At 30.3% G+C, this 22544-nt stretch carries 25 protein-coding genes; 15 read left to right on the plus strand and 10 right to left on the minus strand.

Annotated features, from left to right (window positions below):
• Positions 1 to 179: 179 nt before the first annotated feature.
• Positions 180 to 446, minus strand: coding sequence for a transposase (locus QHG34_RS02270; protein WP_038336637.1), 267 nt, complete (start codon positions 444 to 446; stop codon positions 180 to 182).
• Positions 447 to 559: 113 nt separating this feature from the next.
• Between QHG34_RS02270 and QHG34_RS02275 the strand changes: the two genes are divergently transcribed.
• Positions 560 to 4015: an autotransporter outer membrane beta-barrel domain-containing protein gene (locus tag QHG34_RS02275; protein ID WP_282628520.1), complete on the plus strand. Its 3456-nt coding sequence runs from the start codon at positions 560 to 562 to the stop codon at positions 4013 to 4015.
• A 76-nt stretch (positions 4016 to 4091) separates the two neighbouring features.
• On the opposite strand, the gene QHG34_RS02280 is transcribed toward QHG34_RS02275, so the two are convergent.
• Positions 4092 to 4490: a hypothetical protein gene (locus tag QHG34_RS02280; RefSeq protein ID WP_282628521.1), complete on the minus strand. Its 399-nt coding sequence runs from the start codon at positions 4488 to 4490 to the stop codon at positions 4092 to 4094.
• A 42-nt stretch (positions 4491 to 4532) separates the two neighbouring features.
• Here QHG34_RS02280 and QHG34_RS02285 point away from each other — a divergent pair, with 42 nt between their 5' ends.
• From QHG34_RS02285 to QHG34_RS02310, 6 genes are all read left to right on the plus strand, one after another.
• The gene (locus tag QHG34_RS02285; RefSeq protein WP_282628522.1) at positions 4533 to 5129 is read left to right on the plus strand and encodes an NUDIX hydrolase; all 597 of its coding nucleotides are present in this window, start codon (positions 4533 to 4535) and stop codon (positions 5127 to 5129) included.
• 12 nt (positions 5130 to 5141) lie between these two features.
• Positions 5142 to 5708: a DUF4920 domain-containing protein gene (locus QHG34_RS02290; protein WP_282628523.1), complete on the plus strand. Its 567-nt coding sequence runs from the start codon at positions 5142 to 5144 to the stop codon at positions 5706 to 5708.
• Positions 5709 to 5789: 81 nt separating this feature from the next.
• The gene (locus tag QHG34_RS02295) at positions 5790 to 6233 is read left to right on the plus strand and encodes a hypothetical protein (RefSeq protein WP_282628524.1); all 444 of its coding nucleotides are present in this window, start codon (positions 5790 to 5792) and stop codon (positions 6231 to 6233) included.
• Between the two features lie 64 nt (positions 6234 to 6297).
• On the plus strand, positions 6298 to 6972 hold the full coding sequence (locus tag QHG34_RS02300; protein ID WP_282628526.1) for a hypothetical protein: 675 nt from the start codon (positions 6298 to 6300) through the stop codon (positions 6970 to 6972).
• Positions 6973 to 7051: 79 nt separating this feature from the next.
• Complete coding sequence (locus QHG34_RS02305; RefSeq protein WP_282628528.1) at positions 7052 to 7396, plus strand: hypothetical protein; 345 nt, start codon at positions 7052 to 7054, stop codon at positions 7394 to 7396.
• A 77-nt stretch (positions 7397 to 7473) separates the two neighbouring features.
• The gene (locus QHG34_RS02310) at positions 7474 to 7860 is read left to right on the plus strand and encodes a hypothetical protein (RefSeq protein WP_282628529.1); all 387 of its coding nucleotides are present in this window, start codon (positions 7474 to 7476) and stop codon (positions 7858 to 7860) included.
• 49 nt (positions 7861 to 7909) lie between these two features.
• Here QHG34_RS02310 and QHG34_RS02315 read toward each other — a convergent pair whose 3' ends face one another.
• Both QHG34_RS02315 and QHG34_RS02320 read right to left on the minus strand, forming a co-directional pair.
• Complete coding sequence (locus QHG34_RS02315; protein ID WP_282628530.1) at positions 7910 to 8512, minus strand: hypothetical protein; 603 nt, start codon at positions 8510 to 8512, stop codon at positions 7910 to 7912.
• Positions 8513 to 8516: 4 nt separating this feature from the next.
• Entirely contained in the window at positions 8517 to 9785 is a 1269-nt protein-coding gene (locus QHG34_RS02320) for an exo-beta-N-acetylmuramidase NamZ family protein (protein ID WP_282628533.1), read from the minus strand.
• Positions 9786 to 9860: 75 nt separating this feature from the next.
• Here QHG34_RS02320 and QHG34_RS02325 point away from each other — a divergent pair, with 75 nt between their 5' ends.
• The 4 genes from QHG34_RS02325 to QHG34_RS02340 all read left to right on the plus strand — a co-directional run bounded on the left by QHG34_RS02325 (position 9861) and on the right by QHG34_RS02340 (position 14175).
• A complete protein-coding gene (locus QHG34_RS02325; RefSeq protein ID WP_282628534.1) occupies positions 9861 to 11090 on the plus strand; it encodes an ABC transporter permease in 1230 nt (409 codons plus the stop codon).
• Between the two features lie 32 nt (positions 11091 to 11122).
• The gene (locus QHG34_RS02330) at positions 11123 to 12484 is read left to right on the plus strand and encodes a pyridoxal-phosphate dependent enzyme (protein ID WP_282628535.1); all 1362 of its coding nucleotides are present in this window, start codon (positions 11123 to 11125) and stop codon (positions 12482 to 12484) included.
• Positions 12485 to 12514: 30 nt separating this feature from the next.
• The gene (lptB, locus tag QHG34_RS02335) at positions 12515 to 13243 is read left to right on the plus strand and encodes an LPS export ABC transporter ATP-binding protein (RefSeq protein WP_282628844.1); all 729 of its coding nucleotides are present in this window, start codon (positions 12515 to 12517) and stop codon (positions 13241 to 13243) included.
• A gap of 155 nt (positions 13244 to 13398) precedes the next feature.
• Positions 13399 to 14175 carry a polysaccharide deacetylase family protein gene (locus QHG34_RS02340; protein ID WP_282628536.1) on the plus strand — a complete coding sequence of 259 codons (777 nt, stop codon included), beginning with the start codon at positions 13399 to 13401 and terminating at the stop codon, positions 14173 to 14175.
• Between the two features lie 19 nt (positions 14176 to 14194).
• On the opposite strand, the gene QHG34_RS02345 is transcribed toward QHG34_RS02340, so the two are convergent.
• Positions 14195 to 14434, minus strand: coding sequence for a hypothetical protein (locus QHG34_RS02345; protein ID WP_282628537.1), 240 nt, complete (start codon positions 14432 to 14434; stop codon positions 14195 to 14197).
• A 118-nt stretch (positions 14435 to 14552) separates the two neighbouring features.
• Between QHG34_RS02345 and QHG34_RS02350 the strand changes: the two genes are divergently transcribed.
• Positions 14553 to 14927 (plus strand): hypothetical protein, encoded by a 375-nt coding sequence (locus QHG34_RS02350; RefSeq protein WP_282628538.1) that lies wholly within the window; start codon positions 14553 to 14555, stop codon positions 14925 to 14927.
• A gap of 40 nt (positions 14928 to 14967) precedes the next feature.
• Here QHG34_RS02350 and QHG34_RS02355 read toward each other — a convergent pair whose 3' ends face one another.
• Positions 14968 to 15102: a 30S ribosomal protein THX gene (locus QHG34_RS02355; protein ID WP_282628540.1), complete on the minus strand. Its 135-nt coding sequence runs from the start codon at positions 15100 to 15102 to the stop codon at positions 14968 to 14970.
• Between the two features lie 152 nt (positions 15103 to 15254).
• On the opposite strand from QHG34_RS02355, the gene QHG34_RS02360 reads away from it, so the two are divergent.
• The 3 genes from QHG34_RS02360 to QHG34_RS02370 are packed head-to-tail and all read left to right on the plus strand — an operon-like array spanning position 15255 to position 19651.
• Positions 15255 to 15410 (plus strand): hypothetical protein, encoded by a 156-nt coding sequence (locus tag QHG34_RS02360; RefSeq protein ID WP_282628541.1) that lies wholly within the window; start codon positions 15255 to 15257, stop codon positions 15408 to 15410.
• Positions 15411 to 15413: 3 nt separating this feature from the next.
• A complete protein-coding gene (locus QHG34_RS02365) occupies positions 15414 to 16619 on the plus strand; it encodes a metallophosphoesterase family protein (RefSeq protein ID WP_282628542.1) in 1206 nt (401 codons plus the stop codon).
• Positions 16619 to 19651 (plus strand): AAA family ATPase, encoded by a 3033-nt coding sequence (locus QHG34_RS02370; protein ID WP_282628543.1) that lies wholly within the window; start codon positions 16619 to 16621, stop codon positions 19649 to 19651. Before QHG34_RS02365 ends, QHG34_RS02370 begins: the two co-directional genes overlap by 1 nt.
• Positions 19652 to 19708: 57 nt before the next feature.
• On the opposite strand, the gene truB is transcribed toward QHG34_RS02370, so the two are convergent.
• The 4 genes from truB to QHG34_RS02390 are packed head-to-tail and all read right to left on the minus strand — an operon-like array spanning position 19709 to position 22497.
• Entirely contained in the window at positions 19709 to 20419 is a 711-nt protein-coding gene (truB, locus tag QHG34_RS02375; protein WP_282628544.1) for a tRNA pseudouridine(55) synthase TruB, read from the minus strand.
• 1 nt (position 20420) lies between these two features.
• A complete protein-coding gene (locus QHG34_RS02380) occupies positions 20421 to 21302 on the minus strand; it encodes an undecaprenyl-diphosphate phosphatase (RefSeq protein WP_282628545.1) in 882 nt (293 codons plus the stop codon).
• Entirely contained in the window at positions 21302 to 21604 is a 303-nt protein-coding gene (locus QHG34_RS02385) for a DUF3098 domain-containing protein (RefSeq protein ID WP_282628546.1), read from the minus strand. The genes QHG34_RS02380 and QHG34_RS02385 overlap by 1 nt, the downstream gene beginning before the upstream one ends.
• Positions 21604 to 22497 (minus strand): cell division protein FtsX, encoded by an 894-nt coding sequence (locus tag QHG34_RS02390; RefSeq protein WP_282628547.1) that lies wholly within the window; start codon positions 22495 to 22497, stop codon positions 21604 to 21606. Before QHG34_RS02390 ends, QHG34_RS02385 begins: the two co-directional genes overlap by 1 nt.
• Between the last annotated feature and the right edge of the window lie 47 nt (positions 22498 to 22544).

Raw genomic sequence — 22544 nt, forward strand, 5'->3', positions numbered from 1 at the left:
AGTTTGATGCTCGTTGGATAGCGCTATCAATTGAAAACGTATTTTATCATCCTCATCTTTACGTACTTTTTGATAATAAAAAACGGATGTTCTTAAGCTAAATAGACGACAAGCCCTGCGAGAACTTAGCTGATGTTTTTCTTTTGAATACAACACCAACTCTCGTTTTTCACAAGGCGTTATAGCTTTTTTTCGATAACATCTTTTAAAACTACGTTTTCCAAAGTAAGCTCTGCTACAATTTTTTTATATTGGGACAATTGCTTCTCTAGTTCTTTTAATTGAGCTAATTGATGGGCTTCCATTCCGCCATATTTACTCTTCCATTTATAAAAAGTGGGTTGACTTATTCCATGTTCACGACAAATTTCATTGACTGTTTTGCCTTGATTTTGTTCTGATAAGATCTTGACGATCTGAACTTCTGTAAAATTGCTCTGTTTCATAATTATCCCTAAGTTAATAAACTATATTTTTAAACGGTCCGGTTTTTAGGGAAGATTACAATTTTACAAATTCTACATTGTATATTCATGGAGGATCAACTCAGTCAAATAATTTGGCACATAATACAACATCAGTTCCTTTATACAGAGGGTTGATAGTAGAGAAAGCTGGAGTTGTTTTACCAAAAGTTATTATAGATAATGCAAATAATTATACAGGAAGAACTTGTACTATAATTAATAATAATAGTTTATCAATTACAGATTTGACTATAAAAAATACCAATACTTATTTTGATACAGCAAATTTATCTGTTGGTAATTTAACAATAGACAAAGGATTTGATTATAGATTTTATGGTACATCAACACAAACTACGCCTAGTGCAAGCCCAAATGTAGCAGTTACTACGTTTAATTATAATCCATTATCATCTGGTACTACTAAATTTAAATCCTATTTGTCAAATGACAATACTTTAGCATACTTAGATATACCTGTTGTATCAACACCAGCATATAGTAATATGGTTGCTAATGGTATTTATTCTAAGAATGTAGTAACATTTACTAATTCAGTTCTAGAGAATTTGAATAAAAATATAAATGTGACTAGTGGAGTTGCTGTTGATTATTTTTGGGGAGGAAAAAGTGATGGAAAAACGTGGACAGATCTAGGTAACTGGAGTTCTAGTGGGACAGCTCAAGTTGCAGTGGCTAATTTACCTACGTCAAATGATAATGTTTTTTTTAATACAAATTCTACTATTTCTGGAAGAATAGATATTGATAGAGTAATAGATATTCATAATTTTACTGTATTACCAGACTTTATTGGGAAAAGTTTTGAAATATTTAGCATAACAAATAATTCATTTACAATAAGAGGTTCTTTAGAACTACAGAAAGGAGCAACGCTTAGTATTCAGAATTTATTTTTTGTGCCAAAGTCAACTAATTTAAATTCACCAGAAACTATTACGCTAAATGAAGGTGTCCTAAAAGGGTCTTTAAATGAAGGTAATAGATTAGTTGTTACAGGAGGAGGAGCATTAAGTTTGAAAGGATCAAATTTTACTTATTACAATGAATCAGATTTAGGTCGAAATACATTTGTTTTAGAAAATGGATCATTAGTATTTGATGCTCCAACGATAAATCTCAACGAATTTAAGGGAGTAATAGAAAGAGGATCTTCTTTTAAAACGAATTTGTATTTAAAGAATAGTATTATAAATACAAAATTCTGGACATATAACAACATTAACAATACAAACTTAAATAATCAATTTACTTTAGATGGAGGAACAAGTACAGTTAACGTTTTTCTAATCTTTAATGCGGCTGGTGATACTAGTTATTATACGATTGATAATAAATTAAAATACAATAAAATTGTATTAAAAGACTCTAACAGTTCTATAAGACAAAGTATGTTTGGTGTTTTTGATGCTGCTTACTTAGAGTTAGAGCCAAACACATATTTAAGTGTTCCTGGGGCTGGGATATTTTCTACAGCAACAAATCAAATTAATGTCAATGAGTTAAAAGTGTATGCAGGTAATTTAATTGCCTTCGAATCAAATTATAGAATAAATATTATTGACAAATATCAAACCATTTCTACAGGGACTTGTCAATTGGTTACAATTCTAGATGGTCAAACAAATACAGTCAATTTTAACATATCGCCAACTGTTACAGATGCTACTAATACACCTAATCTATTAACTTTGAATAGTTATGATGTTAAGAATATAAAATTTGGGAAAAGTGCGTCATATACAATAAATATTAGCGGAAGTGCAGATGCAGCGACTACTGGATATACAAAATTAGTGTCAGCAACACCTGTAGATTTATATTGGATAGGTAGTGCTTCTACAACAAATCAGTGGCATAACTCAATCAACTGGACTACAAATGCAAATGGTACGCCTAATGCGTCTTCATGTTCTCCAACAAAATTTGATAATGCTCACTTTAAATCATATTCTAAAGCAAAAGGAAATGAAGTTGCGATAAACAATGATATTTATATTAATAACATTGTTTTTGAAAATGATTCTCCAGCAAATATGTCGCTGAAAGGAAATGGATCTAAAGATATTTATTTATCAGGTTCTATGTATTTAAACAATAATACAATTACAGGGCTTAGCCGTATACTTACTTCTGGTAAACAAACTGATGCTACTTATGATGGTACAGCAAGACATAAAATTCAGTTAAGAGGTACTGATCTTAAAATGCGAATTAATGTACAAGATGGTTCGTATTATAAACTTGTTGATGATTTTAAGAATACAGGTTCTGATATTTATATGACGGGAACTTCTGATCTTGATGCGTCTAATATTACAATGAATTTACAAAGTATTTCTAATTCTGCGTATAATCCAATTTCAACAGGTAAATTAAATATAAATAATTCGAAAGTTAATTTGACAGGTAATTTTGATAGTCAATCTCCAAGTTTTCTAGTAACTGCAGATAATGCTATAATTAAGTTGTCTTCAAATTCTTCATCTAATTTTTATTACTTTAATCCAACAAATAGCACAACAGCTTTTAATACCGCTACATTAGAATTTACTCAGGCTAATACTTCAGCAAATACTGTTGCAGGTTCATCTTCTTCAGTATTACTTATAAAAAGTATAACAACAAGAGGAGTAACATTTAATGCAAATTCAAGTATTACAACAGAGGTGTTAAACTCGTTAAGTAATAAGGTTTCTATCGCAGCGGGGAAAGAGTTAAAAGTTACTCAACAAGCCAATCTAAGTGGAACAGCTTGTGATGTGACACGTTCTATCGTATCTTCTGTAGCCGGAACTAGAGCTAAATTTACGATAACAAATGGTCCTACTAATTTTGATTACTTAACAGTAAAGGATATTGACGCAAACTCTAGTTATCAAATTCTAGTTTTTGGTACTTATAGTACAAATGGAGGTAACAATACAAGCTATGTTACATTTTTGGATAAAACGCAAGATAATTCTACTTATGGTTTTGGGGCAGTATCTGCTTGTAGAGATTTAGCTACATCATCAATTTTATCTGCAGATGGATTTTACCCAAATGCATTTACAACATTTAAATGGTATAAGTTAACTGGCGATCATGCAGATCCAACAACACCTATAGCAACAACTAAAGATATCGACTTATCTTTGTATGGTTATGGTACATATAAGTTAGAGATTAATTATGATCCAACTACTGCAGGTTCATGTATTATTACGGATCAAATTATAATTAATTCTTTTCCAACAAAACCAACTGAGTTATCAGATGATAAATTCTGTAAAAATAAGGTGGTTACTTTAGGTGATATTCAATTACCAGGATCTACTTTAGTTTGGTATAATTCAGATACAGCAACTACAGCTTTACCTTTAACTACAGTTATAACAAGCGGAACAACATATTATGTTGCTCGTAAATATGATAGTGGTAGTGGAATGGCTTGCGAATCTACAGAACGATTGGCTTTACAAGTAAGATTAGACGCTTGTGGTGGTGTTTACTTAAATCCTGTTATAAGAATGAGAGGATTATAATCAAATATTATTAAAACAAAAAACCAGAAGTTAAACTTCTGGTTTTTTTTATTTCGTTATTCTGAAAAAAAGCTACTTAAGCAATCTTTCCTAAATTTTCTGCAATCGTTTCGATGAAAGATGTTAATGGTTTCTTTGCCATCATTTCGATCATCATATTAAAATTTCCATCAAAATCTAATGTTACATCAGAAGAGTTATCGTCAACAGCATCAATAGAAATCGTTAATGTATATTCAAAAGCAGGAGCTGGTGATTCAAAAACAATTTTTGATGGTTCAACAGTTTCCTTTAAACGCATTCCAACTTTTGGTAAAGCTCCAACACCAACTGTAAAACCTTTTCCAGATTCGTGAATTTCAAATGATTTTGTGTCAGCAGGCATTAATTGCTCATAATTTTTCATATCCAACAAAAAGTTAAATGCATCTTGTTGATTTTTTGCAAAGCGTACTTTATTTGTATTTACCTTCATATCCTTGTGAGTTTTTTTATAAATTTGTAACAAATCGTTCAAATGTACAAAGTTTTTTTTAATGAAAGTCAGCTAACTTTCAGCAATCAATCCAATTCAGAAGCAAAAAATATTTTGTTTCATCACGAAACACAATTCGATGAAGCTTTTCATTTATTGTCTACAAATACGTCAAAATTTGTAAATATTTTTAGTGATGATATTGATGCAGTTTGGGCGAGTTTCCTAAATTATTTCAAACATATAAAAGCAGCTGGTGGTATCGTTCGTAATCCGCAAGACGATATTCTCTTCATTTTTAGATTAGGAAAATGGGATTTACCGAAAGGGAAAATGGAAGAAGGAGAATCAAAAGAAGAATCTGCAATTAGAGAGATTGAAGAAGAATGCAGTATTACAAATCTAGAATTGAAACGATTTTTGATGCCAACTTTTCATATTTATTATTTGAGAGAATATGTGATTAAAGAAACTTATTGGTTCGAAGTTTTTTATGATGGAGTAGAATTACCTTTACCACAAACCGAGGAAGGGATAGAAACAGTTGAGTGGAAAAAAGTAAGCGAAATTCCTCAGTTATTAGAAAATTCTTATCCTAATATTAAATTATTAATGGATAATTATTTAAATTTGGAATAAATAAAGAAAACAATGAAAAAATATATACTAGGATTTTGCACAGTTTTAGCTTTTGCTGGTGTTACAAATGCTCAATCAAAAAAAGAAGCAAAACAACAAGTAGAAAAAGTAACAAAACCACAAGCTAAGATTTTGGCGAATGGTTCTGCAAAAGTTGATGATATGTACGCGTATCAAGTTTACGGAGAAACATTTGATCTTAAAAATACATTAACAACAAGTGAAATTGGAAAATTGTACGAGAACATGAAAAGTGGAGATTCTATAGAGAATGTTCAGTTTGTATCGACAATTCAATCAGTTTGTAAAAAGAAAGGTTGTTGGATGAAAGTTGATCTTGGAAAAGGAGAGGAGCAATCTTTTGTTCGTTTCAAAGATTACGGATTTTTTATGCCTTTAGATGGCGAAAAAGCAAATGTTATTGTACATGGAAAAGCATTTGTAAGTGAAGTTTCTGTAGAAAAGTTACGTCATTATGCAGAAGATGCAGGTAAATCTAAAGATGAAATTGCAAAAATTACAAAACCTCAGTTACAGTATAATTTTGAAGCTGATGGTGTTTTTGTAAAAGAGAATTAGTAAAATCTAATCAATATAAATTGTAAGCCTTTCTATATTATAGGAAGGTTTTTTTGTATCTTCAAACCTAAATTTAATGCAATGAATTCTTTTCAAGCCACTCCGTCTCTTTTTTTTGATTTATTAGGAATTAATACAGAAAATCAATTATTTAAACAATTTCAATCAGAATTTGATTCGGCAATAATCCGTCGAGAAAATACAAATAATTCAACTTCAAAAAAGTATGATTATGATTTGTTGTATAAAGAGAAAGGAATCTATTTGAACATCTTAAATGAGGAGGTTGTTTCGGTTAAATTTTATTTATCGCCCAATCCAATTTGTCAAACGTACAAAGGAAAAGTGGTTAACGAGCTTTCTCCGATTATTGATGAAACAAGAATTACAAGGATTGCGGATTATAAAAGAAGTCCAAATTCGGATCCAAATCGTCTTACAAATGATTATGTTTCAGGAAATGTAATTGTTTCATTTGATTCTATGACAGGAGAAATGTTGTACGTTGAGATTTCTAAAATTTAGTCCAACAATTATCTCTTATATATTATTTATTTTTAGGATATTTATCCAATATTATGTTAGTACAATGAATAAAATTTTACTTCTTGCCCTTTTTATGCTTTCTGTAAATGGAATGGCGCAATCTACAACAACTCATTCAAGTTTTAAAAATAGAGCAGTTTCTACCAAGAATTATGTAATTAATGATAGACAAGAAACTTATTCTTTTCGAGGCGTTTTCACATTAAATAAAAGAGAATCAATTAAATCGAAAATTGAGCAAATTATTGGTTTGCCCAAATATTATCAAGGTGAAACTGTTTGGAGCAATTTAAATTATACAATTAGTTTAAAAGAAGGTGAAGTAAAAGCAAATTTGGTAAAAAACAATGATGCTGAGTTTTATTACTACAAAATGAAGGAGTTAGAAAAAGAATTGATTTTTATTTTAGATAACCCTGGACCAAAAAATATTGCTGTTTCGACAAAATCATATATTCTGAACGATAATGCAACTCTTTATTCATTGAAAGCTGTGTTTCATAATCGTAAAAATGAAACTGTAAAAGAGTTAATTGAATTGCAGTTTGGAAAGCCAAAAACGGACGGAAATAAATTGGTCTGGAATGATAATGGAAATTATAATATTGAGCTTTTGGATGGTGTAGCGAAAATTCATTATGGTAAAAGTAGTGATGATGAATTTTATTATAACAAAGTCAAAACATTAGGAAACGAAATTATTTCTATCCTTAATTAAGTATTTCTAATTAAATAAATATTTAATAAATGTTTTAGAATTATTTTTTAATGAAATTTAAGAGATAAATCTAAACCTTATGAAAAAATATTTACTAATTATTTATTTAACTATTACTTGTTTTGTTTTTGGACAAGAAACAAAAAATTCGAAAAACCTTTATGTCAGTGATACGAGTGAGTCATATTCGTACAAAGCTGATTTTAGTATGTCTAAAACTTCTGCTGTAAGAGAAATTATCACCAACCAATTTGGTGAGCCAAAAAGTAATGATACAGATTTGATCTGGACATGGAATGGAAGTTACGAAGTGAGTTTGAGAGACGGGAGTGTAGCGATTAATTTCGGAAAAAGTAACGATAATAACGATTTGTATCTTAAAATTAAAAATTTAGGAAACAGAATTACAAAAGTGATCAAATAGTTGCGTTAACGCATCGTTAACCGTTCATTAACCATTATAAATTATTTTTTTTCAGAGTTTTACTTAAAATTTAAAACATGAAAAAGTTAACTTTAATAGGAGCAATTTTGCTAACAGCATTCACGTGCAATGCACAAACAGCAACAGCATTTTCTAAAGCAAAATCATCTGGATCAACAACGCATTCTAATACATCTATCAATGTGAGCGATAGTAACGAAGTTTATTCATATTCTGCAATTTTTGATAAACCAAAGTCTAAAGCTGCAATAAATGAAATTGAGAAAGCTTTTGGTAAGCCAACGACAGAAGGAAAAAACTATGTTTGGCGAGAAGGAGATTCGTTAGAAATAAAGGCACGTGAAGGAAAAATTTCGATAGAGTTTGAAAAAGGTTCTACAAAATTATATGAAAAAGTAAAAGAATTGGGTGAATCTATTTCTGCGGTTGTCGGAGAAAAATAATCATTCTAAAACATAAAAACGGAAGCCAAATTTGGCTTCCGTTTTTATATTATTTTAATTCTCTATACTTAAAATCTTTTCCAAAAAAATAATTCCATATTAAGCTAATAAGAATAAAATTTGCTATTCCACGAATTGTTATAAATATCCCGAAATTACCAAAACGTTTGTATTTAATATGTGATAATTCTTCTTGATGATTAACAATATATTCGTATAAATAATAATCAAAAACTAACATCGAAAGGCTAAAAAGAGCTAAAATAACATAATGAAAGAGCATTATGTCTTTAATTTTTTTTAGATTTTTATACAATAATACAGCTCCAATAAAAGAAAAAAATACACTTGAATGAAAAACAATTTCAGTTTTAGTATGAAGTTTCGGAACCTCATTATTTTCCTCGATATCTTCAACTAAATTAGGTTCGAAAGAATTTTTCTTTTCTTCGTTCTCGTGATAAATAATTTTAGATGAAATTAAATTTTTAATTCGAGTTGTTTCAATTTCAGAAAACTGAACATTTCGTTCATTTTTTAAAATTTCGAAAGCCATCTCTATTGCTTCAGGAATAAATCTAGAATCATCTTTGATGTAAGAATTTAATTCATTTGTAGACAGTTTCTGAAGAACGCTTCTTTTAACTTGCATTAATTTAATTATAAATCAAATATTTTACTCTAATCTTCTTGAAAGCTTCCAAATCCTTTTGCCAAGTTGCTTTTATTTCTGCTTCTGACAAACCTGCTTCTATTTGTTTACGCAATTCACTAGTTCCAGAAAGTTGATCAATCCACAATTTTTTACCATTCATCGTCCAAAAAGGCTGCTTCGTATTGTTTTTATACGCATTGATTAACCATTTCAAATTGATGGCAGATTGATACGGAACATCCGATAAATCTTCTCCATAACAAACTTCATCTTTAAATTTTGGACTTGTTGCACCTGGTTTTGAAGTTGGTGTGTATTGAAAAGGCATATTTTTGAGAAATGGTGAACCATATACCTGAAACTGAATATCCGTTCCACGACCTTCATTGACATTTGTTCCTTCAAATAAACATGTACTTGGATACAAATTAATAGCATGTGCATTTGGTAAATTTGGCGATGGTTTTACAGGCAAACTATACTTCGATTGATGAGTATAATTAGTTAATGGTACAATTTCTAAATCTGCTTTTACACCATTTGCTAACCAACCTTCTCCATTAATCATTAGTGCATATTCGCCAATCGTCATTCCATAAACAATCGGAACATTGTGCATTCCAACAAAGGATTTGAACTCATTTTTCATCACAGGTCCATCCACATAATGTCCGTTTGGATTTGGTCTGTCTAATACAATTACTTTTTTACCATTTTCAGTAGCAGCTTCCAAAACATAATGCAAAGTAGAAATATAAGTGTAAAAACGAACGCCAACATCTTGCATATCAAAAACCAAAACATCTACATCTGCAATCTGACTTGCTTTTGGCTTTTTATTATCGCCATAAAGTGAGATAATTGGCAAGTTAGTTTTTGCATCAACACCAGATTTTACTTTTGCACCAGCATCTGCATCTCCACGAAAACCATGTTCGGGTGAATAAAGTTTTACAACATTTATCCCATTTGAGATTAATAAATCAACGGTATGATTTGTGTTTTTGTATTCATAATCAGAAGGATTTTTTCTAAGAATTTTTCTTACGATTCCAGTTTGATTAGAGACAAGGCCAACTTTTTTACCTTTTAATTGTGGTAAATATTGCATAACATTTTCTGCACCTAAACCAATAGAAAGTCCATTATCATTATTCAAAAGTTCGGGATTATTTTTAGTTTGAGAATTTTGCTCAAAAGTTTGTGCAATCGTAAATAAAGGAATGCATAGAAGTAAACCAATTGATGTATATTTGACAAAGTTTTTCATATCGTTTTGAATGATTTGAATTCAGGCGAAAAATAAGCCTAAAAATTAGTTTTAATCTTATAAAAATTATAAATATTGAGTTTTTCTTGGTGGTTTTCCAAAAAAATTGCGCTTGGTAAAAATACGAAAAATAACCTTTCGAGTATCATCATTCGAATTGGTCAAGTTGCAGTAGCATTGGGTTTGATTGTTTCTTTAATCACCATTTCTACTGGTGTTGGAGCGCGAATTGCAATTAAAGAAAAATTAGCCGATTTCAATGGGCATATTACCATTCGTAATTACAACAGCAATACATCATTAAACTCGGATTCTATATCAATTAATCAGAGTTTCTATCCAACATTTAAGGAGATTCCAGAAGTGAAACATGTTCAGGCAATTGCAAACAAAAGTGGTGTAATTAGAACAAAAGAAAATTTTAGTGGAGTTGTTTTCAAAGGAGTTGGAACTGATTATGATACAGTTCGTTTTGAGAAGTTTTTGGTGAAAGGACATTTTCCAAAAGTGAATAAAGATTCGATTGTTGACGAAGTTTTATTGTCGCAGAAAATAGCAAATGAGTTAAAATTAGATGTTGATAGTTCGTTTGTGATGTATTTTATACAAGAGGATACAAAACCTATTTATCGACGTTTTACTATTTCTGGATTATATAAGACGGACATCAAAAATTTTGATGATGTTATTATGTTAGGCGATTTAAAGCACGTTCAGCGTCTTAATCATTGGGATTCTACAACGGTTGGTGGTTTCGAGTTATTTGTAAATGATGTAGAAAATATTGATCCTGTTGCAAAACGAGTTAACGAGGCAATTCCTTACAATTTAACATCAGAATCTGCAACGGCTTCTTTTGCTCAGATTAATGATTGGATTACAATTTTTGATAAAAATATTATGATTATCGTGTTTATTATGCTTTTTGTCGTGGTAATAAACATGGTAATGGTTTTGTTGATATTGATTTTAGAAAGAACTCATTCAATCGGAATTTTAAAAGCATTTGGAGCAACAAATTGGCGAATCCGAAAATTATTCATTAATTACGCTTTATTTATTATGTTACCTGGATTAATTGCAGGAAATGTAATTGGACTTGGATTATTATTCATTCAAAAATATTTCGGAATTATAAAACTTCCGCCCGAAAATTACTATTTATCAACTGCACCAGTTTATTTAGATTTTGGATCGATTGCATTATTAAACGTTGGTGCTTTATTAGTTTGCGCAATTGTCTTACTTTTGCCATCGTATATGATTTCTAAAATTACTCCTGCAAAAGCAATTAATTTTAGATAAAATTTAATCGTTTAAATTAAAAAATAGAAAAAATGAAATACGCAAATAATATTTTAGAAACGATTGGTAACACACCTTTGGTTAAAATTAATCACATTACAAAAGATTTACCATGTACTGTTTTAGCAAAAGTAGAATATTTTAACCCAGGTTCTTCTTGTAAAGATCGTATGGCGCTTAAAATGGTAGAAGATGCTGAAAAAGATGGTCGTTTAGTTCCTGGTGGTACAATTATCGAAGGAACTTCTGGTAACACAGGAATGGGATTGGCTTTGGCAGCGGTGATCAAAGGTTATAAATTGATTTGTGTAATTACAGATAAACAATCGAAGGAGAAAATGGATATTTTGCGCGCTGTTGGTGCAAAAGTTGTCGTTTGTCCTACGGATGTTGAGCCAACAGATCCTCGTTCTTATTATTCAGTTTCGAAACGTTTGGCAGAAGAAACGCCTAACGGTTGGTATGTTAATCAGTACGATAATCCATCAAATGCGCAAGCAAATTATGAGCAAACTGGACCAGAAATTTGGGAACAAACAGAAGGAAAAATAACACATTTTATTGTTGGTGTTGGAACTGGAGGAACAATTTCTGGAGTTGGAAAATACTTGAAAGAGAAAAATCCGAACGTAAAAATTTGGGGTGTTGATACATACGGATCAGTTTTCAAAAAATATAAAGAAACAGGAATTTTCGACGAAAATGAAGTGTATTCTTATGTAACAGAAGGTATTGGTGAAGATATTTTACCAGAAAACGTAGATTTTGATATTATTGATGGATTTACAAAAGTTACTGATAAAGATGCAGCAGTTTATACACGTCGTTTAGCATTAGAAGAAGGATTGTTTGTAGGTATGTCTTCTGGTTCTGCAATCAAAGGATTGTTACAAATGAAGGACGAATTTGGTCCTGATGATGTTGTGGTTGTTTTATTTCACGATTCAGGTTCTCGTTACGTTGGAAAAATCTTTAATGATGATTGGATGCGTGACAGAGGTTACTTAGAGGAAGAAGTAAAAACGGCAGTAGATTTAATAAAAGAACATGTAGATAAACCATTGTTAACAGTTCGTACAGAGGAGTTAGCTTCTCATGCAATTGATCGTATGCGTCGTTTCAAAATCTCTCAAATTCCAGTAATGGACATTAACGGATTTGTAGGATCGTTAGATGAATCGGATTTATTTCAGGCGTTTATGGAAGACCGCAATGTAGCGGACAAACCAGTTCACGAAATCATGGGAAAACCTTTTCCTATCGTAAAAGCGAATACATCTATTGAAGAAGTTTCGAAATTGATTACAAAAGATAATCAAGCAGTTTTAATCGAATTAGAGAACGGTAAATATCATATCATTACAAAATATGATATTATCAATGCAATTAAATAACAAATTTTCTATCTTTGAAGTGATATGGGAATTGTATTAAAAGGACAAAATTTAGTAAAAGACTATGGTAAAAAACACGTTGTAAAAAATGTGTCTTTTCAGGTAGAACAAGGAGAAATCATTGGATTGTTAGGACCAAATGGTGCTGGTAAAACAACTTCTTTCTACATGATAGTTGGTTTAGTAAAAGCGACGCAAGGAAAAGTTTTCATGGATAAACATGATATTACTGGTGACGCAATGTACAAACGTGCGCAAAAAGGAATTGGTTATTTAGCGCAAGAAGCGTCTATTTTTCGTAAACTTTCTGTTGAAGATAATATTAAGTCTGTTTTACAATTCACAAAACATTCTAAGAAAGAACAACAAATGCGCACAGATGCTTTGATAGAAGAGTTTTCTTTAGAGCATGTACGTACCAATCGTGGAGATTTACTATCGGGAGGTGAGCGTCGTCGTTGCGAAATTGCGCGCTGTTTAGCAACAGAACCTAACTTTATTTTGTTAGATGAGCCTTTTGCTGGAGTAGACCCAATTGCGGTAGAAGATATTCAGAAGATTGTTCGTTCGCTTAAGGATAAAAACATCGGAATTTTAATTACCGATCACAATGTATCGCAAACACTTGCAATTACTGATAAAACCTATATTATGTTCGAAGGTAAAATCTTGAAAGAAGGTTCGCCAGAAGAACTAGCAAATGATGAAGACGTTCGTCGTGTTTATCTTGGTGAAAATTTTATGTATCAACAGATATAAATTACAATATAGTATTTTGAAAACCACTCAATTTTGAGTGGTTTTTTAGTTTTTGAATGTGATAAATAAAATTAAGATTTCCTTAAATCTGATATTGTTGCAAAATTATAATCATCTTTTATGTATTTTTATTTTAGAAACCTAAAACTTAATTGATGCAAAAAATAACCTTTTATTTTACTTGCTTTTTCGTTATTTTTTTCTTGAATGCTTGTACACAAGAAGAAGATTCAATTAAAGAACCTAAAAAAATAAATACTCGTGGTGGAGTTGTCTTAACTTTTGATGATGATTATGTTGACGAATGGTTTAATGTAAATATTAAATTGCTACAATATAAATGGAAAGGTACTTTTTATGTAACGCATTTTGATAAGCTAACGGATAATCAAATTCAAGAATTGAAATACCTACAAAAGAATGGAAATGAAATTGCTGCACACGGATTAAATCATGTTAAAACGGTAGATTATATCAAACAAAACGGAGGAGATAATTTTATTCGTCAAGAAATTACACCGATGTTAGATCTGATGAAACAAAAAGGTTTTAATGCAAAAGATTTTTCTTATCCTTATGGAAATAGAGATGTGGAATCAGATCAATTATTACTGAAATATTTCAAAACAATTCGTGGAACTACTTATGGTAATTCAGCCCCAAATCTTCAAAATTGTTATTATAAAAAAGAGCCATTAATTTATGGTTTGGGATTAGATAATAGTTACCAGCATTTTAATTTATCCTACTATTTATCATTGTTGCAATATGCAAAAGAACATAATAAAGTAGTCATTTTTTATGCACATAAAACTGTTCCTAAAGCAACAAAAGAATATGAAACAGAGTTTAATACTTTAGAACAAATATGCAAATTTGTTAAAGATAATAACATGAATTTTTATACAGTTTCTGATTTAGAAAAACTATAAAAAAGCTATACTTTAGATGTTATTCAACAAATAGTATAGTTCCTTTTTGGTCAATAGTATCTTTAAAATATAAGTAAACATCTTGTATATCAAACCGTCTAAAATTAATTATGCTTGATATATTTTGATCCGGAATTTGATAACTCATCTCAAAATTTAACATACTCCCAAAACCAGAAGATTCTATTTTATCGACTAATATTCCTAAATTTTCTAATCGCTCAATTAAGCGATTAATTTCCAAATCATTATGTTTCATCTTGCCTAAGACTGAGTATTAAAGCGGTTTCAAAGCTAAAACATAATTTTTTAAAAATATATTTTGTAGGTTAGAAATCTCATTATAATTATTAGAGAACAAATTTTATACATTAACTATGAAGTATTTAACGTTTATCTTTCTTCTATTTCAAATGCAAATTTTTGCACAAACTTCTTCAAAGTGCGAAGTACTTGCTGCAAATGCATTATATAATTCTACTTATGTCAAGAATTTAACGAAAGATTGGAACAAATTGATCAAAGAAAATGGAGGAACTCATTATGGATTACAAGTTGTAGATACCGATGATCATATTTACAGATTTGTTTTAGTGCAACATTATCCAGATCGCGATTATAATGCCAATTGGTTTACGATTAGTACTATTAATAAAATTGCTTTTGAAGAAAGTATGGTTGATCCCGAATACAATAAGTTTTTTAATATTAATGAAGTAGATTTTAAGAAATTGAAGAAATGTAGAAAATAAAAAAAGCTGAAAATCAATCCTGATTTTCAGCTTCAAAAAATTACTTTTTAGCTTTTTTGGTTGGTTTTTCTTCAACTACTTCATCCTCGTAATAATACTTATTTCTCGGACGCCTTACACCATAAGAGCCATTTACAATTTTTCCTCTTTTCGATTTTTTATCTCCTTTTCCCATTAATAAATGTTTTAAAATTAATAAATTCGATTACTTTCTTTCCAAGTTAACGAATTCAATTTAGTTGGACAAAAGATTGACAATTCTTTATGATTTCAATTAACTTTGCGACATTGTTTGACGCGGATATAGAATATTTTTAAACAGAGAAAATGAGTAGAAATACAGATGCAAATAAAAAAGCTGTAAAAGCTAAAAAAGCGCAAAAAAGAAAAAAAGTGAAAGATGCTGAAGCTGAGCGTAAAGCTAGGTTAAAAGCGATTAATAAACAGTTTAACGAAAAGGATAAACAAAATTTGGAAGAATAAATAATGAAAATTCTACATACAGCCGATTGGCATTTGGGTAAAAAATTAGATAGTTTTTCTCGATTAGAAGAACAAATTTTAGTGATGAATGAAATTGTCGAGATAGCAGAACAAGAACAGGTTGATTTAGTTCTTGTTGCGGGCGACTTATTTGATAATTTTAATCCAAGTGTAGAAGCTGTAGAGTTATTTTACAAAACATTAAAAAGACTTTCGAATAACGGAAAACGTCCTGTTGTAGCGATTTCTGGTAATCACGATTCGCCAAGTTTGATTGATGCTCCAGATCCGTTGGCACGCGAATGTGGAATTATTTTGATTGGATATCCAAATGCAAAAATTCAGGAATTTGAATTGAATGATTTCAAAATTTCGAAATCAACAGAAGGAATGATTGAATTGAAATTAAATTCTTTAGATTTCCCAATCCGAATTCTTCATACGCCTTATGCAAACGAAATCCGTTTGAAACAATATTTTGGAGAGAATAAAGAAGAAGCTTTGAATGAAGTTTTAGCGACAAATTGGAAAAATATTTCGGACGAATATTGTGATGCAAATGGTGTTAATTTGTTGATGGCGCATTTGTATATGAACCAAAAAGGTGCTGAAATTTTAGAAGAACCAGAAGGTGAAAAACCAATTAAAATTGGAAATGCAGATATGATTTTTTCTGAAGCTATTCCGCCTCAAATTCAATATACAGCTCTTGGACATTTGCATGGTTTCAAGAATATAGGAACAGAAGAAAAACCTGTTGTGTACAGTTCTTCTCCTTTGTGTTATAGCTTTTCCGAAGCTGGTCAAACTAAATATGTTTCGATAATAGAAGCTGAACCAAATCAAACTATTTCTTATCATAAAATAGAATTAAAGAACGGAAAACCGCTTGTTCGCAAAACTTTTGATGATATAAATCTAGCTGTAGCATGGTTGAATGAAAATCAAAATGCGTTGGTAGAATTGACTTTAGAAAGTGATTCTTTTTTGAAAGCTGATGAACGAAAATTGATTTATCAATCTCATTCAGGAATTATCCATTTGATTCCGAAAGTTAAAAATCAAGCAATTGAAACGGTTGAATATAAGTTTGCAGATCAAACAAAAGATATGAAAGAATTGTTTACAGATTATTTCAAATCGAAGAATGGAAATCAAGAACCAAATGACGAAATAAAGGATTTGTTTAACGAAATTTTGAATTCATAATGATTCCAGTAAAATTAACCATAGAAGGACTTTATTCATACCAAGAGCGACAAACAATTGACTTTTCTGATTTAACAGAAGCGGGATTATTTGGGATTTTCGGGAATGTAGGTTCCGGAAAATCATCTATTTTGGAAGCGATAACATTTGCTTTGTATGGAAATTCTGATCGGTTAGGAGCGAAAGATTTTGCATATAATATGATGAATTTGAAGTCGAATAAATTATTTATAGAATTCGAATTTCATAATGCGGAAAATGTTCATTATAAAATAACAAGAGAATATAAACGCAACGGAAAGAATTTTGATAAAATTGTTAATTCTGGAGTTGTTTTATACAAATTTGATCAGGCATGGATTCCGCAAGAAAGCTCTGATATAGAACCAATTTTAGGCTTAAGTTCAGAAAATTTTAGGAGAACTATTATTATTCCTCAAGGACAATTCAAGGAATTTATTGAGTTAAAACCAACTGCTCGTACGCAAATGATGAAGGAAATTTTTGGACTTCATCGTTATGATTTACAAGATAAAGTTGCAGCTTTAAATTCTCAAAACTTAACGAATCTGAATCAACTTGAGGGAAAATTATCTGGTTTTGAAGAAGTTTCGGAAGAAAAAATAAAAGAGCTTGAAGATAATTTGATTGAGCAAACAAAAGTTACCAATCATGTTCAAGAAGAATACAATCAAATGAATGAATCATTTCAACGTTTAAAAGCGTTGAAATCAGATTTTGAGACGTTAAAACAAAAGAAAATTGATTTTGAAAAAGTTTCAGTTCAGAAAAATGAAATGGATCAACGAAAACTTGAAATTGAACGTTATGAATTGATTTTTAATGCATTTTCTCAGCTTTTAGAAAATAATAAAAAAGTTTCAAATGAGATTGAAGAAAAGTCAATTTCAGTTGAGAATCAACAAAAACAACTGGCTTTAATCGAGAATCAAATCAAAGAAATTTCAACTCAAATTGAAGCAATTAAAAACGATTATGAAGCTTTACCAATAAAACGAAAAGAAGAAACTGATTTAGAATTGATTGTTCAGATTTTAACTTTTTCAGAGGAAATAGAAAAGTTAAAAGCGAGAACAGCAAAAGGCTTGAAAGAAGTTGACGAAGTTCAGAAGAATGAACAAAAAATTGAAGCTTTAATCAAATCATCTGAAAAAGAAGTCAAAACTTTAGCTGAATCAAAAATTGATTCTCAGACTTTGATGGAAGTTGGAAATTGGTTTATTCAGAATCAAAATTTGCAACAATCTATTCAGAAACAGCAATCTAAAATAGAGGAACAAAAGCAACAAATTAATCTTTTTGAAACTCAATTAAAAACAGAAAATATTGAAATTTCAAGTTTTGAAAATTGGTTTAGTTCTGAATTTGAAAAGCTTGAATCAACTAAAAAATCAATTGAAAAACAGAAGTCTGAATTAGAAGTTCAACAAAAGTTGGCGCATTTCGCACATAATTTACATGATGGTGAATCTTGTCCGCTTTGTGGCGCATTAGAACATCCGAACATTGTTGAGATAGGTGATGTTTCATCGAAATTTGAAGTTGTAAATAATGAATTAAATCAAATTGATGAAAAGTTAAAATCGCTTCAGAAAAAGCAAAATGAAGTTCAGAAAATTGTTGATCAAAAACAGTTTATTGAAAAACAAATTGAACAAGAAAATCAAGTTCTAAATGAGTTAAAAACTCAAGAAGAAAATCATTTGAATTTGTTTGTTTGGAAAGATTTTGATCAGAAAAATGTTGAATTATTTGAAGAAAAAAAGATAGCAGCTATTGCTTTGGATAAAACAATTTCGGATAAAACTAAAGAGATTGAAATTTATCGAGAAACTTTAGAAAAAGAACGTCAAAACTTATCAAAATATAAAGAATTTTTAGAAAAATTTAGATTAGAAGAAACTGAAAAAGCTTCGCAAATCAAGCAAAATCAAGCAAATTTGAAAGTGTTGAAGTTTGAAAATTTTCAAAATCAAACAATAGAAAATGTATTGCATAATTTGAATGATTTAAAGTTAAATAATACAAAAATTGAACAAGATTATATTCAATTTACAGAAAGCTTGAATCAACTGAATCCAAAATTAGCTTCTCAAAAAACGTCAATAGAATTGCTTGAAAAACAACTTATTGAACTGAAAGAGGAACTAAATATTAATCAAAATCAACTAAAAAAAGCTTTAGAAAAACATCAAATACAAAATATTGAAGAAGTTCAATTGGTTTTAAATCAGCAATTTAATGTTACGAAAATCAGAAAAGAGTTAGAGGATTTTAGAGTTTTATTCGAAACGTTGAAAAGTTTTATTCATGAATTAGAACAAAAATTATCAGAGGTTTCTTTTGATGAAACCGTTTTTAAAGCACAAGAAGAGAAATTATCTTTTGTTGCAAATCAGTTGAAAGAAGCGACCGAAATTGTAACTAAAACAAAAACTGAAATTGAGCGATTGAACAAATCTTTTACTGAAAAGAAAGATCTTTTGATTGAATTTGAGAAGTTGCAAAAGCGCGCATCAAATTTACAAACGATGCGAAATTTGTTTAATTCAGCGGGTTTTGTACAATATGTTTCGTCAATTTATTTGAAACAGTTATGTGATAACGCAAATGTTAGATTTCATCGAATGACGAGAAATCAATTGAGTTTGCAAATGAATGACAACAATGAGTTTGAGATTATTGATTATTTGAACGAAGGTCGTTCACGTAGTGTGAAAACGCTTTCTGGTGGACAATCTTTCCAAGTTTCGTTGAGTTTGGCTTTGGCTTTGGCAGAAAGTGTGCAAACAAGTGCAAAATCGGAAAAGAACTTCTTTTTTATTGACGAAGGTTTCGGAACACAAGATGCAGACGCTGTGAATATCGTGTTTGAAACGTTGATGAGTTTACAGAAAGAGAACCGAATTGTCGGTATTATTTCTCACGTTGACGAATTAAAAGATAGAATTCCAGTTGCTTTGCAAATCACAAAAGACGAGGAGCGAGGAAGTTTGATAGAGCTAGTATAATAAAAAGCCGAAAATATTTATATTTTCGGCTTTCTTTTTATCTAAATAAATGGAAGTTTATAGTTCGTCTGTAGCATTATTATTCTCAAAGTAACTTTTTTCTAAAGCTAAATTTTCAGCATTAATAATATCGAAATCTCCAATTTTTGTTCTTCTTAATGCAGTTAAATATCCGCCAGAATTGACTGCTTTTCCAAAGTCAAAAGCTAACGAACGAATATAGGTTCCTTTGCTACAATTTACTTCGAAATCTACAAAAGGTAAATCTATTTTCGTGATTTTAAAATCGTGAATGGTAATTTTACGAGCTTTACGTTCTATTTCCTGACCTTCGCGAGCTAATTCATACAAACGTTTTCCATCAACTTTAATCGCAGAATGCATAGGTGGAAATTGTTCAATCTCTCCAATAAATTGTTTTGTCGCTTCGTGGATTATTTCTTGTGTCAAATGTTCTGTAGGAAAAGTTTGATCTTCCTCAGACTCTAAATCATACGTAGGCGTTGTAACACCTAATTTGATTGTACCTGTGTAGGTTTTTTCTTGCGCCTGAAATTCATCAATACGTTTTGTCCATTTACCTGTACAAACCAATAAAAGTCCAGTTGCTTTTGGGTCTAAAGTCCCAGCATGTCCAACTTTTATTTTCTTTAAATCGTATGATTTTCTGATATTCCAACGAATTTTGTTTACCACATCAAATGAAGTCCAATCAAGTGGTTTGTCAATCAAAAAAACGTGACCTTCTTGTATTTTTTCTACGTTCATCTTATTTGTGCTGAATCATTGTAGTTTCTACTGAAGTTGCGTTGTCTTTTTCAGTTTTTGGAGGATTATATGAAAAGTAAACTAATAATATAATTCCGATGATTATACGATACCAACCCCAAAATTTGAAACCATATTTTGTTAAAACTGTAATAAAAGTTTTTACAGCAATCAAGGCAACAATAAATGCAACAAGGTTACCAACAATAAATAACATAATATGATGATTGTCTTGTAAAATCATTTCATAACCTTTCATTGGTGTTGGTCCATCTTTGCCCCATGTTTTCAAAAAAACAGAATAAACTGTAACAGCTAACATGGTAGGAACTGCTAAAAAGAATGAAAACTCAGCAGCAGCTTTACGAGTTAAACCTTGCGTCATTCCACCAATAATTGAGGCAGCTGAACGAGATGTTCCTGGCATCATCGCTAAACATTGCCAAAAACCAATGATAATTGCTTGTTTTAACGTAATTTCTTTTTCATCATCAATCTTTGGATTCTTAAACCATTTATCAACAAATAGTAAAATGATACCTCCAAAAACTAACATGCCTGAAATATATACTTGTTCTTTTAAAACAGCTTCAATTTTATCGTCAAATAAATATCCCAATACTAAAGCAGGTACAACCGCACATGCTAATTTGATATAAAATTTGAAATCAAAATTTTTAAAGTCAAAAAATTTTTTCCAGTATAGAACAACGATTGATAAAATTGCTCCAAATTGGATAGAAACTTGAAACATACTTAAGAATTCTTGATCGCTGATGTCCATCAAAGCAGCTGTGAATCCCATATGTGCTGTAGAAGAAATTGGTAAATATTCTGTCAATCCTTCTATAATAGCAATGATAATTGCTTGTAAAGTATTCATTATTTTTCTTTATTCGGATTGATTAAAATGGCATAAATCTCTACGATAAACCCTACAACAACTAAGAAAGGAGCTAATCTAATTCTGCGGAAAGAATAGATTTCGTCATTCCAATAATTTGCATCCCAAGTTCCATCTGGACGAGTGTTCGCATCATGTCCTGTCATTAATAAAAATCCAAGACCAATTAGTGCAACACCAATTGCCATAAATATGTAATTTCTTTTGCCGAATAAAAAAGTAAAACCAGCATCTTTAGTAGATGCTGATTTTTTTGTTGTATCGATAGAATTTGTTTTCATTAATAAAGTTGATCAGTTTTTAATCTTAAATAACGCCATGCAGCAAATAATGTACTGAATACTGCGATAATTACTCCAATTCCGATTAATATAAGAATTAAAGGAGTGAAGTTAGGATTCCATAACACAAGCCCAACTTTTGTTGCTAATATGTACCATAAGAAACCTAATCCTATAACTGCAACAAGAGCTGCGAAGAAACCAAGAATAGCGGCTTCTATTAAGAATGGCTTTACAATAAAACGGCGACGAGCACCAACTAATTGCATTGTTTTGATGCTAAAACGTTTTGCATAGATCTTAAGACGGATAGAATTGTTGATTAATACAACTACAATAATTAAGAAAATTACTGCAAAAATCATGATCCAAAAAGTGATTTTGTTGATACTATGATAAATTGTAACCATTGCTTCTTTATCACTTTTTACTTCATCTACAATTGGATTTTTTGCCAATACCTTATTAATAGAATCAATTTGTTCAACAGATTGTATCAAAGCAGGATTTAATGTAATTTGAACTGAAGCAGGGAAAATACTTTCTTCGAAGAAATCACTTCCATCTGTACCCAAGTCTTTTTTAGCAATTTTAGCTGCATCTTCTTTGCTTACATACTGCGTAGCTTCAACAAACGGATATTTAACTTTTAACGAATCGATATAAGATTTTTGCAAATCAAGTTCCTTATCTTTTAATTTCGGATCTTCGACATCTTTAAAATATGCCTCGATTTTTAATTCTCTTTTTAGATGTTCTGCGTAACTTTGAGCATTAATGACAATTAAGCCGAAAATACCTAATAGAAATAAAACAAGCGAAATACTAATTACAACAGTAATGTTAGAAGATCGCAGTCTTTTTTTCTCAAATTTATCGTTCGTTTTTGACATTTGGGTTAATTTTGGGGCTAAGATAAAAAAAACTTATTTCGCAAGAC

This window comes from Empedobacter sedimenti (genome assembly GCF_030005555.1).
GTDB classification, from domain to species: Bacteria; Bacteroidota; Bacteroidia; order Flavobacteriales; family Weeksellaceae; genus Empedobacter; species Empedobacter sedimenti.